Source organism: Agromyces sp. SYSU T00194, from assembly GCF_040496035.1.
In the GTDB taxonomy this organism is placed as follows: domain Bacteria; phylum Actinomycetota; class Actinomycetes; order Actinomycetales; family Microbacteriaceae; genus Agromyces; species Agromyces chitinivorans.
Map to the genome: position 1 here is coordinate 1,472,994 of NZ_JBEPJZ010000001.1, position 14,327 is coordinate 1,487,320.

The window sequence follows — 14,327 nt, forward strand, 5'->3', positions numbered from 1 at the left end:
GGTGGCGCGTGAGGCCCGCTTCGTCGCGGCCGTTTCCGGCGAACGTACTCCGCATCGAATCGGTTCGGGTTTCGGCCGGGTAACGGCTCCGTGGCGTTCCGTTTCGGATGCCCGCGCGTCACCCCCGACCCCTACGATGAGCCCATGACGCAGCCGTCTTCGCGGGACGACCTCCTCGCCCAGTCCGAACTCCGACTCTGGGAGTTGCTGCACCACGTCGACACGATGAGCGCCTACCAGCGGCGCGTGCCGCTGCCCGGCGACGGGCGCGACCGCAGCGTCGCCGACGTGCTGGCCCACCTGCGCGCCTGGCACGCGCTCTTCGTGGGGTGGGTCGAGGCGGATGCCGCGGGAGAGGTGCCCGCATTCCCGGCCGACGGCTACACCTGGGACGAGCTCGACGAGCTCAACGTCGAGCTGCGCGAGCGCTTCCGGCTCGACGACCTCGACCGGGCGATCGAGGCGCTCCACGCGAGCCACGCCGCCGCCGAGGCGGCGCTCGATGGGCTCGACGACGAGGTATTGGCCGATCCGGCACGGTATCCGTGGCTGGGTGGCCAGACCCTGCTCGAGGTGGCGCACGAGTGCCTCGGGGGGCACTACGTGTGGGCGCGCGACGAGCTCCGGGCGCGCTACGACGGCTCCGCGGGCACCCTCGTCGGCGACATGGACGCCGGGCCGTTCGTGGGCCAGGAGGGCGAGTCCGATGCCGCCGCGCCGGGGCCAAGGCGCCAGGAGCCCGCGCGCGACGCCTGAGCGCGCGCCTCGTGTACGCGCTTACACCCGGGGCATCCGATCGGTCAATCCCCTATCGAGGGGCCATGGTCGCGCCTACCGTTCTCATGTGGCCCGAGCTCGGATGCTCGGGCCGAACTACGGAAGGAGCACCTCCCAATGAACATCCTGCTCATCATCGTCGGGATCATCGCCATCGTCCTGCTGCTCACCGGCGGACTGGTCGAGTCGCTGCAGTTCCTGCTCTGGGTCGGCATCGTGCTCGCCGTGATCGCGCTGATCGTCTGGCTCGTCCGGTCGCTGGGGGGACGCAACACCGTGTGACCGCGACGACTCCGTGCGACCGATGAGGTCCACGGCGCGCCCGTTCGCGGGCGGTGCGAGGGGCGGCCAACTGGGGAGGGCCGCCCTTCGTCATGTCCGGACGGGGTGCGGGTCGGTCGGTTCGTTCGGTTCGGCCGGCCGGTCGCCGGCGGGTCGGCTGCGGCCGGCGGGGGGTCACTCGCCCGGGAAGGGCTCGTCCTCGCTGGGCTCCGGGACGAGCTGCAGCCCGTTCGTGCTGTTCGCGGTGACCATGAGCTGTTCGAGCCACACGCGGTTGAGCGTCGGACGGCGGCTGCCGTCGAACACGAACTGCAGGGGGATCGACTCGTGGATCCAGATCGTGCTGCGACCGCTGCCGTTCTCGGCGCCGTGGTCCCACGACATGGTGAAGCTCTCGGAGCGCCGGAGCTTGTTCGTGATGGCGACCTTCAGGTGCGCCAGGGTGCGGTCGTCGATCTCGATCTCTCGCGTCGACGATCCGTAGATCAGCTTGCCCATGAGGAGACTCTAGTGTCCCCCGGGGGTATTCGATGACACGAGTTCCGGCGGCTCCGATCGGGCTCGGGGGGCAGCACTGATGACGCCCCGATCCGCCGGGAGGATGCTCGGCCCGAGGGCGCAACGGAGCGCCCGGAACGGAGTTCGACATGATCACCCGGACGATGCGGAACGTGGGGGCCGGCGTCGGCCTCGGCGCCGCGATGGTACTCGGGTCGGGGGCGGCCGCGTTCGCCTTCGACTGCTTCAACGACAGCAGGTCGGCGCAGGGCAACGCCAAGGCGGGCGAGCACTCGCAGGTCTGGTTCACGGCGAGTGTCGAGGACTTCCTGACCTTCGAGCTCGGCCTCGGGGCCGAGGAGGTCGATTGCGTGCTCGAGGCGTGGACCGGCGCCGGCTACCCGACCTCGGTGACCATCATGGCCGGCGGTGCGCGCGGATCGGGCGGCGTGATCGCCGGCAACAACCCGGTCGACGCGGTGCTGTCCGACGGGCACGGCATCGATCACCTCGAGGACTCATACCTCCCCGTCCTCTTCCCGATGATCGAGGCCTGCACCAGCTGAGCACCCGGCACCGGGACCCGATGCGCCGCGCGCCCCTGGCCGCGCGGCGCATCCGCGTGCCGGCAGGGCACCGGCGCGCATAGACTGTCCGCCATGTCGAGACGGCTGGCCGATGTCGCCCGCAAGGTCGGGGTCAGCGAGGCGACCGTCAGCCGCGTGCTGAACGACAAGCCGGGGGTGTCGGATGCCACTCGGCAGGCCGTGCTCACGGCCCTCGACGTCCTCGGCTACGAACGTCCCACCAAGCTCCGCGGGGAGCGCGCGCGGCTCGTCGGCCTGGTCATGCCCGAGCTGCAGAACCCGATCTTCCCGGCGCTCGCCGAGGTGCTGAGCGGCGGGCTGGCGCAGAACGGCTACACGCCCGTGCTGTGCACCCAGACGGCCGGCGGCATCAGCGAGGCCGACTACGTCGAGCTCCTGCTGCACCAGCAGGTGTCGGGAGTGATCTTCGCCGGCGGCGCCTACGCCCAGGACGAGGCCAATCGCGACCACTACGACCGGCTGCGCGAGCTCCGCCTGCCGACGGTGCTCGTGAACGCGCCCGTCGAGGGGATGGGCTTCGCGACCGTCTCCTGCGACGATGCGGAGTCGATGGAGCAGGCGTTCGGCCACCTCCTGCAGCTCGGCCACGAGCGCGTCGGCATCCTGCTCGGGCCGCGCGACCACATCCCCAGCCGGCGCAAGCTCGAGGCGGCGGAGCGCATGGCCCGTCGACGGGGCATCGAGCTCGGCCCCGACCGCATCGCGCACGCGCTCTACTCGCTCGAGTCGGGCCAGACCGCCGCCGCGAAGCTGCTCGAGGCGGGCGTCACGGGCATCGTGTGCGCGAGCGACCCGATGGCGCTCGGCGCGGTGCGCGCGGTGCGACGCGCGGGCCTGCGGGTTCCCGAGGACGTGTCGGTGATCGGGTACGACGACTCCGCGCTGATGAACTGCACCGAGCCGCCGCTCACGACGGTGCGCCAGCCCATCGAGTCGATGGGGCGCATGATCATCGAACTGCTCATGCGGCAGATGTCGACCGATCGCGAGATCTCCGACGAGCTCTTCTTCGCGCCCGAGCTGGTGGTGCGACGCTCCACCGCCCCGCCCGCCCGCACCTGACCCCAGTGGCCCGGGCGCTCGGCTCGTGCCAGTCGCCCTGCAAGAAATTGACGTAATTCAACGCAAGTTGCTTACGTACAGTTTCAAAGTTGCGCAACCTTGTTGCTATCCCTACGTTCGGGGGCACGACGTCGGCGTCACTCGATTCGAGGCCCGGCACCGCCGCCCGAACCGAGGAGCACCGCAGCGTGACGATCCCCGCAGTCGATGCCGCGCCCGACGCGCCGCACCCCGTCGGCGACGACCTCTGGTGGCGCAGCGCCGTCATCTACCAGGTCTACGTGCGCAGCTTCGCCGACGCGAACGGCGACGGCACGGGCGACCTCGCCGGGGTCCGCGAGCGGCTGCCGTACCTCGCCGAGCTGGGCGTCGACGCGATCTGGTTCAACCCCTGGTACCCGTCGCCCCTCGCCGACGGCGGCTACGACGTCTCCGACTACCGCGACATCCACCCCGCCTTCGGCACCCTCCGCGACGCCGAGCTGCTCATCGCCGACGCGCTGCGCCTCGGCATCCGCACGATCGTCGACATCGTCCCCAACCACGTCTCGAGCGAGCACCCGTGGTTCCGCGAGGCGCTCGCCGCCGGCCCGGGCTCGCCCGAGCGCGAGCGCTTCTGGTTCCACCCCGGCAAGGGGCCGGGCGGCGACGGCATGCCCACCGGCTGGGTCTCGAACTTCCAGGGCGAGACGTGGACCCGCACGACGAACCCCGACGGCACGCCGGGGGAGTGGTACCTGCACCTGTTCACGCCCGAGCAGCCCGACCTGAACTGGAACCACCCCGACGTGCGCCGCGAGCACGAGGACATCCTGCGCTTCTGGTTCGACCGCGGCGTCGCGGGCGTGCGCATCGACTCGGCGGGCCTGCTGATCAAGGATCCGACGCTGCCCGAGGTGCCCGAGCGCCCCGCGCCCGGCCAGCACCCCACCGAGGACCGCGACGAGGTGCACGAGGTGTACCGCACCTGGCGGCGCATCGCCGACTCCTACGACGGTGCCCGCGTGCTCGTCGGCGAGGTCTGGGTGCCCGACCCGAAGCGGTTCGCCGACTACCTGCGTCCCGACGAGATGCACACCGCCTTCAACTTCGACTTCATGTCGCGGGCCTGGGATGCATCGGAGCTGCGCGCCTCGATCGACCTCATGCTCGACGCGCACGCGCCTGTGGGGGCGCCGAGCACGTGGGTGCTCTCGAACCACGACGTGACCCGGCCGGTGACCCGCTACGGCCGCGAGGACTCGACGTTCGCCTTCGCGAAGAAGCGGTTCGGCACCCCGACCGACCTCGAGCTCGGCACCCGGCGGGCCCGCGCCGCCGCGCTCCTGACCGCCGCCCTTCCCGGAAGCCTCTACCTCTACCAGGGCGACGAGCTCGGGCTGCCCGAGGTCGAGCTGCCCCGGGAGGTGCTGCAGGATCCGATGCACTTCCGGTCCGAGGGCGTCGATCCCGGGCGCGACGGATGCCGCGTGCCGATCCCCTGGCGCGGAACGCAGGCGCCGTTCGGGTTCAGCCCCGACGACGCATCGGCCGGCACCTGGCTGCCCCAGCCGGCCGACTGGGCCGACCGCACGGTCGAGGCGCAGGAGGCCGACCCCGGCTCCATGCTCCGCCTCTACCGGGAGGCGCTGCGCATCCGCCGCGCGGAGCCGGCGCTCGGCGACGGGCACCTGCGCTGGCTCGACGCGCCGCCCGGCGTGCTCGCCTTCGCCCGCGGCGACGTCGTGAACGTCACCAACCTGTCGGATGCCCCGGCCGACCTGCCGCCGCACGACGACGTCCTCCTCGCCAGCGCGCCCCTCGCGGGCGACCGGCTCCCACCAGACTCCACGGCCTGGCTGCGTGTGCGGCCCGAGCCGTCGAGGTCGCGGCCCGAAGCGCCGTGACGCACCCTCCCTCACCCACATCCCGCACACAGCACCGAAAGGACCGACAATGAAGTCACCAGCCAAGGCCGCGATCGCCGGCGTCGCCGCGCTCGCCGTGGCCGGCGCGCTCGCCGGCTGCAGCGCCGACAGCGGCTCGTCCGCGGACGGCACCGTCGAACTCCGCGTCGCCACCTTCCCGCCCGGCGCCGACGCCGCCGCCTACGAGGCGTTCGAGTCGCAGGAGGCGCAGTTCGAGGAGGAGCACCCCGACATCGACGTCATCGGCGTCGAGTACGAGTGGGAGGGCCCGACCTTCGCGGCCCAGCTCGCGGGCGGCAGCCTGCCCGACGTCTTCACGGTGCCGTTCACCGACTCGAAGACGCTGCTCGAGAACGGCCAGCTCACCGACGTGACCGCCGAGGTCGAGGAGCTCGGCTACACCGACAAGTTCAACCCGATCATCCTCGCCGAGGTGCAGGACGCCGACGGGAACATCTTCGGCTTCCCGCGCCAGGCCTACGCGATGGGCCTGCACTACAACCGCGCGCTGTTCGCGCAGGCAGGCCTCGACCCCGACAGCCCGCCGACCACGTGGGACGAGGTGCGCGAGGCGGCGAAGGCCATCTCGGATGCCACGGGCAAGGCCGGGTTCATGGAGATGTCGACCAACAACACCGGCGGCTGGCAGCTCACCGCGGCGACCGTCGCACGCGGCGGCGCGACGCAGGAGGCGAACGGCGACGGCACCTACACGTCGACGATCGCGAACGACGCCACGAAGGCGCAGCTGCAGTTCCTGCACGACCTGCGCTGGGAGGACGACTCGCTCGGCGACAACTACCTCCTCGACTGGGGCAGCATCAACCAGGAGTTCGCCGCCGGCAACATCGGCATGTACTCGTCGGGCTCCGACGTCTACACCGCCCTCGTGCGCGACTTCGGGCTGTCCAGCGACGACTACGGCCTGACCGTGCTCCCCACGGAGAACGGCGGCGGCACGCTCGGCGGCGGCGACATCGCGGTCGTGAGCCCGACCGTGGACGACGCGACCAAGGCCGCGGCCGTGCAGTGGATCGACTGGTACTACATGCAGAAGCTCCTCGACGAGGACGCCGCCGTGCTCGACGCGAAGACGCTCGCCGACTCGGGCCAGGCCGTGGGCACCCCGGTGCTCCCGGTGCTCGACCGTGCGACCTACGAGGAGTCGCTCACCTGGATCGAGCCGTACGTGAACGTGCCGCTCGACCAGATGGCCCCGTTCACCGAGCACATCTTCGAGCAGACCCCGGTGGGCGAGCCGAAGGGCAGCACGCAGGAGATCTACGCCCTGCTCGACCCGCTCGTGCAGGCCGTGCTCACCGACGAGAACGCCGACATCGACGCGCTCGTCGAGCAGGCCGACGCCGACGCCCAGGCGATCCTCGACCAGGGCTGAGCACCGAGGCGGATGCCGCGGCGGGGCCCCTCACCTCCGCGGCATCCGCCCGCACCACCCGGCGCGCGGGCACCCCTGGCCCGCGCGCCGCACCCCCGCAGCGCAGCGGAAGGAGAGATGGGGATGACGATGACCGAACAGGCGCCGCCCGACGAGGCGGGCGCCGTCGCGGCGCCGCCGCCCCCGCGCGCCGGCCGCACGCCACGGCGGGGCATCCGCTCCTGGGTGCGCGGCGGCGGGCTGTCGACGCTGGTCTTCCTGCTGCCGATGCTGTTCGTGTTCGGCGTGTTCAGCTGGTCGCCGATCGTGCAGTCGGTGGTCATGAGCCTGCAGCAGACGAACCTGCTCGACCCGCCGGTGTGGGTCGGGCTCGACAACTACCTCGCCGTGCTGAACGACCCCCTGCTCGGCAAGGCGGTGCTGAACACCCTGTACTTCGCGGCCCTCGCGCTGCTGTTCGGCTTCCCGCTGCCGCTGTTCATGGCGGTGCTCATGAGCGAGGTGCGACGCGGCAAGGGGTTCTACTCGGCGCTCGCCTACCTGCCGGTGGTGGTGCCGCCGGTCGTGGCCGTGCTGCTCTGGAAGTTCTTCTACGCGGGCGGCGAGAACGGCGTGTTCAACTCGGTGCTCGGCTGGGTGGGCATCCCGCCCCAGCCCTGGCTGCAGGATGCCGCGACGGCCATGCCGTCCCTCGTCATCGAGGCGACGTGGGCGGCTGCGGGCGGGGCGATCATCATCTACCTCGCGGCGCTGCTCGGCGTGCCGCCCGAGCTCTACGACGCGGCCGAGGTCGACGGCGCCGGCATCTGGAAGAAGGTGTGGCACGTCACGCTCCCGCAGCTGCGGGGCATCCTCTTCATCATGCTGATCCTGCAGGTCATCGCGACCGCGCAGGTCTTCCTCGAGCCGTACCTGTTCACGGGCGGCGGTCCGAACAACGCGACCATCACGGTGCTGCTGCTCATCTACAAGTACGCCTTCCAGAACAGCCTGGGCGGCGACTACGGCGAGGCGACCGCGTTGTCGGTGATGCTCGCGGTGGTGCTCGCGCTCTTCTCGTGGCTGTACTTCAAGCTGACCGACCGCTGGAGCACCTCGTGACGACGACGCAGACCCCCGCGACGAAGCGGTACCTCTCCTTCCGGCGTCGCCGACACGGCCGCGGCCTCGACGACACGGGCGACCGCGGCATCGTCTCGGCGTTCGATCGGCGCAAGCCGGGTGTCCGCGCAGGGCTCGGCGGGGTGCACGCCTTCCTCGTCCTCGGCCTCGTGATCGCGGGGCTCGGGCCGATCCTCTGGCTGGCGAAGTCGGCGGTCACGCCCACGCAGGACACGCTCACCCAGCCGATGGCGCTCTGGCCGAACGGCATCGACTGGGCGAACCTGTCGACGGCGTGGAACGACATCCACATCGACCAGTACTTCTTCAACACCGTGGTGATCGCGCTCGGCGCGTGGTTCTTCCAACTGTTCGTCGCGACGACGGCCGGGTACGCGCTCTCGGTGCTGCGGCCGAGGTACGCGCCGATCCTGAACGGGCTGGTGCTCGCGACGCTGTTCATCCCGGCGGTCGTGCTGCTCGTGCCGCTGTACCTGACGATCGTGAACCCGCCGCTGTTCGGCCGCGACTTCTCACTGCTGAACAACTACCTCGCGGTCTGGCTGCCGATGGCCGCGAACGCGTTCAACATCCTGATCGTGAAGCGGTTCTTCGACAACCTGCCGCGCGAGGTGTTCGAGGCGGCGCGCACCGACGGGGCAGGCCCGTTCCGCATGTTCGTCTCGATCGTGCTGCCGATGTCGAAGCCCATCCTCGGGGTCGTCTCGGTGTTCGCCGTGATCGCCGCGTGGAAGGACTTCCTCTGGCCGCTGCTCGTGCTGCCGAACCCCGCGGTGCAGCCGCTGTCGGTGCGCCTGCCGGCGGTGCAGTCGCAGACCGAGCTCGACGTGTTCCTCGCGGCGCTCGCGATCTCGACCATCATCCCCATCGCGATGTTCCTCGTCTTCCAGGGCGTGTTCCTGCGCAGCGCGGGCCTCGGTGGGGCGGTGAAGGGGTGAGCGGCGGATGACACGCGCGGGCGCGCGCGCTCGATTGGCGCGCCGCGCGTTCCTCGGATAGACTCTCCGGGTTGCCTGCACAGATCTGCGCAGGCGGCGGTACCAGCGCCCGTAGCTCAATGGATAGAGCATCTGACTACGGATCAGAAGGTTGGGGGTTCGAGTCCCTCCGGGCGCGCACTGTGTTGAGACAGTAGACGAGGGCCCGCGCATCGCGCGGGCCCTCGTCGTCTCCCGCCCGTTTCCGTGCGCCGAACCTGCGGATTCCCCGTCGATTCCGACGGATTCCCCGTCATTCCGGGGATCCGGGCATTCATGTGACATCCGCTCGGGTTAGGCTTCCTGCACGCATCAGGCTCGCACCCGCCCCGGCGGGTGCCCGATCGCACCGGTCCGGGGGGATCTGGGTGGAACTGCGGCAGTACGGGGAGACGGGGATCGCGTCCCCGCTCCCACGGGTGACCCCGCCCCCGCAGGCGGGGCCGGCGGCGCGCCCGTCGCCGACCGTCACGGCGGCGATGCGCCGGGTCTTCGCCGCGCTCACGGCCCTCATGGTGGGCATCGCGGTCGACCACCTCGTCGCCGGGCACGAGGCGCTGCAGACCGTCTACGGGCTGATGTGCGGCGCGGCCGCGGCCGCGCTCGCATTCATCGCCCTGCTGGTCGCGTCGGCCTCCGACGAGGGGCTCGAGGTGCTGCGCCGCGTCGGTCTCGGTCGCCCGTCGCGCGGCGGCCGCGCCGCCATCGTGGCATCCGTCTGGTTCGTCGTGGTCGGGCTCTGCGTGCACTTCGCGGGGGAGGCGTTCGAGCCCCTGCCGGGCGGCGCCTGGATCGCGGGCATGGTGCTCGCGACCGCCCTCGCGGCGATGACGTTCCACGTGCACCACCGTGCGCTCGACCACGACGGGTACCGCACGTTCAACCTCGTCGCCATGGTGCTGGCCGCGGGCAGCCTCGCCGCCATGAGCGGCACGAGCCACACCGACTGGTGGACGCTCAACTTCTCCACGCTCGGCACCGGCGACGACCTGGCCGCGTTCTGCTTCAACGCCTGCATCGTCGTCGCGGGCACGGGAATGGCCGGGCTCGCCCGGGTGCTCACGCAGACCCTCGGTGAGCCGCGGTATCGGGCCAGGCGGGGCGGCGTGCTCTTCGTGCGGGTCTGCATCGTGCTGCTGGGCGCCTCGCTCGCAGGCGTCGGCCTCGTGCCCATCGACACGGCGACCGACCTGCACAACGCCTTCGCGCTCGGTGCGGCCGTGTGCTTCGCGGTGCCGGCCGTCGGCCTGAAGTTCGCCGTGCCCGGGGTCTCGGGCCGGCTGGTGGCGGTGTCGCTCGCACTGTTCGCGGTGGAGGTCGCCGCGATGTTCCTCTACGACGGGGTCGGACTGCTCAACCTGACGGTGTTCGAGCTGGTGGCGTTCACGCTGGTCTTCGTCTGGCTGATCGCGATCGCGGTGCTGACCATGGCGACGGTCGACGCGACCCGGTCGGTGCCGGTCGTCGCCCCGCGACCGCACGTGCACGGCCGCACGCGCCGCCACACGCTGCGGGTGCTTCGGGCCGCCCGTCGCCGCGGGGATCACGAGCTGGCGCGGCGCCGGGTGCGCGTCCCCGCGGGCACGCCGGCGCGACGAGCCGCTCGGCCCGCCGTCGGGTTCGCCGAGGGCGGACGCCCGAGGCTTAGCACTCGGAGGTCGAGAGTGCTAATCTCGTCGTAGTTGAGTCAAGCCGACTCAACTCTTCGAATCATCACGATGCAGAGGAGACTCGAGATGGCAACCACCTATGACGCGTTCCGCGACCTCGACCGTGTCGCATCCGCGCTCTTCGACCCCCGGCGCGGCCCGCGGCGCATGCCGATGGACCTCTACCGCGACGGCGACCACTACGTGCTCACCGCCGACCTGCCCGGCATCGACCCGGGCTCGGTCGATATCGACGTCGACGGCCAGCTGCTGACCATCCGCGCCGAGCGCACCCTCAGCACGGGCGAGGGCGTGAAGTGGATCACGCGCGAGCGGGAGGCGGCGTCGTTCCTGCGCCAGCTGAACCTCGGCCAGGGCATCGACACCGACCGCATCTCGGCGCGCTACGACAACGGCGTGCTGAACGTGCAGATCCCCGTCAGCGAGAAGGCCAAGCCGCGCAAGATCATGGTCGAGTCGGCGGACGCTTCCGCGCAGGAGGTCGCGCCGGTAGAGTCGTGACCCTCATGGGTGACGACGAGGGTACGGGCGACGAGCTCACCTACGCGCGCAACGACGCCGAGAGCCGCTTCGAGATCTACCTCGGGGCGGCTCTCGCCGGTTTCTCCGAGTTCAAGGAGCGCGGCGATCGCATCACGTTCCTGCACACCGAGGTGTTCGACCGGTACGAGGGTCGGGGCATCGGCAGCCGGCTCGCCCGGTTCGTGCTCGACGACGCGGTGGCGCGGGGCCTGTTGATCGTTCCCCGGTGCCCGTTCATCGCCGCCTTCCTGCGGCGCCACGAGGAGTACGAGGACCACGTGCGCTGGCCGCCGCGCGCGCCGTGAGTGCTCGCCCGACCTCGTGACCCGACACCGGGCGTTCCGCCCCCGTACGGGGACTGTCGGCACCCGGGCCGCGGTCGTATCCTGACGGGGCCGAACCCGGACGGGCGAGGTGTGACCCGAGCAGCGACGGTGGCGGGCGTACGCCCGTTGACAGTCGCCACCGGACGAGAGCCGGGCGGGTGCGGGCGTTCCCGCGCGCGGCCTGCGGTTCCGGGTTCGCGTCGGCCCACGGGCCCGCGCGATGCGCTGCGACTCCACGGGTCCTCGCCCGAACGGCCAGGCGGCCATCGGTTCGGGCTGGCCTCCTGGGACGGATCCGGGGGGCGTCGAGGAGGGGTGAGGGGGTAGGGCTCTCGCCCCTCCATCGATGCCGGAAGCCGGCATCGACGCGTCACGCGCCGGGCGTCAGGCCGTGCCGGCCACGCCGTGGCGCAGCTTGTCGCAGAGCGCCGTGAGCTGCGCGAGTTCGGCGGAGTCGAGTCCGTCCGCCATGTGGCGGGAGATGCCGTCCATGTGCACGAGCGCCACGCGCCGGAAGACGTCGAAGCCCTCGTCGGTGAGCGTGACGATGGTGCCGCGACCGTCCATGGGGTCGTCGCTCTTGGCCAGGTAGCCGCGCGCCACGAGTCGGTCCACGAGGCGGCTGACACTCGGCTGCGTGATCAGCACGTGGGTGTTGAGGTCCTTGAGCCGCAGTCGACGACCCGGCTCGCGCGAGAGGTTGAACATCACGTCGTACTCGTTGAGCGAGATGATGTCCGACGGGAACTCCGCGGCCAGCGATCGCATGACGGTGACCTGCGCCCGGAACAGCGACTCCCATGCGGCAACGGCCGTCGTGCGCTTCGACACGGATGCTCCCCTCGTTGCTCCCACAATAGGCAACGGCGGGCTGATCGCGCTCTCACCTGAACGGGTGGCATCCGGCGCGTCGCGCCGGGCCCCGGACGCGGGTGAGGGCCGGTCGTAGAGGCTGACGACCGGCCCTCTCCCTTGCACCAAGAGTGTCCTGCAATCACATTCCGCGCCGCCTGCCACAGCAAACAGGTGGCGCACAACGAATATATAACGGAACGATAACGGGCGCTAGTTATCATTCTGAGATTTTTCTGCGAGTGTGCGATCCGCTGGTCGGACGCGGCGGTCACGATGTGATTTCCGATTAACTTTTTCCTTGCGTTCCCGCGCGCCTGCGGGGCATGCTTGCCGCAGCAATGACGCGAACCCCTGTGGAGACCCCCGTGGAACTGAGCGCAACGCAGCGTGCGGCCCTGACGACCATCTGCGACACCTTCGCCCCCGGCGACGGCAACGGCATCCCGCCGGCCAGCGCCCTCGGCGCGGTCGCCCTCGCGGAGGGCATGGCGGGGTCCAATCCCCGACAGGCCGAGATCGACCAGCTCGGCCAGATCCTCTCCCTCTGGAACACCCGGCTGTTCGGGGTGCTGCTCGGCATCGGCCCGCGCCGCTTCGCCGACCTGTCGGCCGAGCAGAAGGAGTCCGCGATGATCGCGCTGGGCGACTCGCGCCTGCCGCTCAAGCGCGTGCTGTTCCAGAACCTGAAGTCTGCTGCCACGCTCTCCTACTACCTGTCTCCGGGTGCGAACGGCACGTCGCCGCTCTGGGAGGCGATGGGCTACCCCGGTCCGCTGGGGGTGCTGCCGGATGCCCCGGAGCGACCGCTCTCGCCGGTCGCGCCCGCCGCCGACACCGACCTCTCGTGCGACGTGGTCGTCGTCGGCTCGGGCGCCGGCGGCGGTACGGCCGCGGCCGTGCTCGCCCAGGCGGGCTACGACGTGATCGTGCTCGAGAAGGGCGGGTACTTCGACGACCGCGACTTCGACGGCGGCGAGCTGACCGGCCTCACCACGCTCTACGCGCCGGGCCCGAGCGCCACCGCCGAGGGCCAGCTCAGCCTGCTGCACGCGCAGTGCCTCGGCGGTGGGACGGTCGTCAACTACTCGACCTCGTTCCGCACGCCCGACCACGTGCGCGCCGAGTGGGCGTCGCTCGGCGCGACCCAGTTCGCGACCGAGGAGTTCGACCGGTCCCTCGACGCGGTCTGGGCGCGCATCGGCGCGAACGGCGACTACAGCCGCCCGTCGAACCGCGACCGCATCCTCGAGCGCGGCCTCACGAAGCTCGGCTGGCACGTCGGCTCCCTCGAGCGCAACGTGCGGGCGTGCGACATGGGCATCGAGTGCGGCCGCTGCGGGTCGGGCTGCCGCATCGGGGCCAAGCAGTCGACCACGAAGACGTGGCTGCTCGACGCCGAGCGCGCGGGTGCGCGCCTGTTCACCGGGGTCGACGTGCGCGAGGTCACGACGGCGGGCGGGAAGGCGACGGGCGTCGTGGGCCGCACGGCCGCCGGTCACCGCGTCACGGTGCGGGCGAAGGCGGTCGTCGCGGCCGCCGGCGCGGTGCAGACGCCGGCGCTCCTGCGGCGCTCGGGCCTGTCGAACCCGAACATCGGCAAGCACCTGCGGCTCCACCCGGCCACGGCGGTGTGGGCGGAGTTCGACGAGGAGGTGCGGCCGTGGGAGGGCGGCATGCAGACCCGCTACTCCTCCCAGTTCTCCGACATCGACGGCTCGGGCTACGGCGTGGTCTTCGAGACGGCGTCCGCGAACCCGGCGATCTCGGTCGCGTTCCTCCCGTGGCGCGGGGCGGACACGCACCTGGACCGGATGCGGCGCCTGTCGCACATGTCGAGCGTCGGCGTCATCACGCGCGACCAGGACTCGGGCGAGGTGAAGGTCGGCAAGGACGGCGAGCCGGTGCTGCACTACACGCTCTCGGAACGCGACGCCGGGCGCATGCGCGCCGGCATCGACGGTGCGGCGAAGGTGCTCGAGGCGGCCGGTGCCACGATGATGTTCTCCGGTCACCAGGCGGGCGTCACGTGGGAGCGGGCGTCGGGCGAATCGGTGGAGGAGTTCACCGCGCGTTGCCACGCGGCGGGCTACGGGCCCGGGCAGTGCACCATGGCGGCGCTGCACATCATGGGGTCCGCCCGCATGGGCGGCTCCGCGGCGGAGACTGCGCTCGACCCGGACGGCGCCACCTGGGAGGTGCCGAACCTCGTCGTCGCCGATGCCTCCTGCTTCCCGACGAGCTCCGGAGTGAACCCGATGGTCACGATCGAGGCGATCGGCCACATGAACGCCACGCGCCTGGCGGGGAGGCTCTAGGCCTCCGGGG

14 protein-coding genes and 1 tRNA gene are annotated in these 14,327 nt (G+C 71.2%); 13 read left to right on the top strand and 2 right to left on the bottom strand.

Going from position 1 to position 14,327, the window contains the following annotated elements; translation table 11 throughout:
• Positions 1-144: 144 nt before the first annotated feature.
• On the top strand, positions 145-756 hold the full coding sequence (locus ABZK10_RS06830) for a ClbS/DfsB family four-helix bundle protein (RefSeq protein WP_353808429.1): 612 nt from the start codon (positions 145-147) through the stop codon (positions 754-756).
• A 138-nt stretch (positions 757-894) separates the two neighbouring features.
• Entirely contained in the window at positions 895-1,059 is a 165-nt protein-coding gene (locus ABZK10_RS06835; protein ID WP_281882987.1) for a hypothetical protein, read from the top strand.
• A 174-nt stretch (positions 1,060-1,233) separates the two neighbouring features.
• Here the strand turns inward: ABZK10_RS06835 and ABZK10_RS06840 are convergent, their stop codons facing one another.
• On the bottom strand, positions 1,234-1,557 hold the full coding sequence (locus tag ABZK10_RS06840) for a DUF7882 family protein (RefSeq protein WP_353808430.1): 324 nt from the start codon (positions 1,555-1,557) through the stop codon (positions 1,234-1,236).
• Positions 1,558-1,706: 149 nt separating this feature from the next.
• Here ABZK10_RS06840 and ABZK10_RS06845 point away from each other — a divergent pair, with 149 nt between their 5' ends.
• The 10 genes from ABZK10_RS06845 (at position 1,707) to ABZK10_RS06890 (ending at position 11,126) form a co-directional block, all read left to right on the top strand.
• Positions 1,707-2,123, top strand: a complete 417-nt coding sequence (locus ABZK10_RS06845; RefSeq protein ID WP_353808431.1) for a hypothetical protein — start codon at positions 1,707-1,709, stop codon at positions 2,121-2,123.
• Positions 2,124-2,216: 93 nt separating this feature from the next.
• On the top strand, positions 2,217-3,227 hold the full coding sequence (locus tag ABZK10_RS06850) for a LacI family DNA-binding transcriptional regulator (RefSeq protein WP_353808432.1): 1,011 nt from the start codon (positions 2,217-2,219) through the stop codon (positions 3,225-3,227).
• A gap of 188 nt (positions 3,228-3,415) precedes the next feature.
• Entirely contained in the window at positions 3,416-5,113 is a 1,698-nt protein-coding gene (locus ABZK10_RS06855; RefSeq protein ID WP_353808433.1) for a glycoside hydrolase family 13 protein, read from the top strand.
• Positions 5,114-5,162: 49 nt separating this feature from the next.
• Positions 5,163-6,530, top strand: a complete 1,368-nt coding sequence (locus tag ABZK10_RS06860; RefSeq protein WP_353808434.1) for an ABC transporter substrate-binding protein — start codon at positions 5,163-5,165, stop codon at positions 6,528-6,530.
• 123 nt (positions 6,531-6,653) lie between these two features.
• The gene (locus ABZK10_RS06865; RefSeq protein WP_353808435.1) at positions 6,654-7,631 is read left to right on the top strand and encodes a carbohydrate ABC transporter permease; all 978 of its coding nucleotides are present in this window, start codon (positions 6,654-6,656) and stop codon (positions 7,629-7,631) included.
• Complete coding sequence (locus ABZK10_RS06870; protein WP_436408492.1) at positions 7,628-8,590, top strand: carbohydrate ABC transporter permease; 963 nt, start codon at positions 7,628-7,630, stop codon at positions 8,588-8,590. The genes ABZK10_RS06865 and ABZK10_RS06870 overlap by 4 nt, the downstream gene beginning before the upstream one ends.
• Positions 8,591-8,695: 105 nt before the next feature.
• Positions 8,696-8,768: transfer RNA gene (locus ABZK10_RS06875), tRNA-Arg, on the top strand.
• A 280-nt stretch (positions 8,769-9,048) separates the two neighbouring features.
• Entirely contained in the window at positions 9,049-10,311 is a 1,263-nt protein-coding gene (locus ABZK10_RS06880; protein WP_353808436.1) for a hypothetical protein, read from the top strand.
• 54 nt (positions 10,312-10,365) lie between these two features.
• Positions 10,366-10,800 carry an Hsp20/alpha crystallin family protein gene (locus ABZK10_RS06885; RefSeq protein WP_353808437.1) on the top strand — a complete coding sequence of 145 codons (435 nt, stop codon included), beginning with the start codon at positions 10,366-10,368 and terminating at the stop codon, positions 10,798-10,800.
• A gap of 5 nt (positions 10,801-10,805) precedes the next feature.
• Complete coding sequence (locus tag ABZK10_RS06890) at positions 10,806-11,126, top strand: GNAT family N-acetyltransferase (RefSeq protein WP_353808438.1); 321 nt, start codon at positions 10,806-10,808, stop codon at positions 11,124-11,126.
• A gap of 405 nt (positions 11,127-11,531) precedes the next feature.
• Here the strand turns inward: ABZK10_RS06890 and ABZK10_RS06895 are convergent, their stop codons facing one another.
• Entirely contained in the window at positions 11,532-11,978 is a 447-nt protein-coding gene (locus ABZK10_RS06895) for a MarR family winged helix-turn-helix transcriptional regulator (RefSeq protein WP_436408493.1), read from the bottom strand.
• A 389-nt stretch (positions 11,979-12,367) separates the two neighbouring features.
• On the opposite strand from ABZK10_RS06895, the gene ABZK10_RS06900 reads away from it, so the two are divergent.
• Entirely contained in the window at positions 12,368-14,317 is a 1,950-nt protein-coding gene (locus ABZK10_RS06900; RefSeq protein WP_353808439.1) for a GMC family oxidoreductase N-terminal domain-containing protein, read from the top strand.
• Positions 14,318-14,327 lie beyond the last annotated feature (10 nt).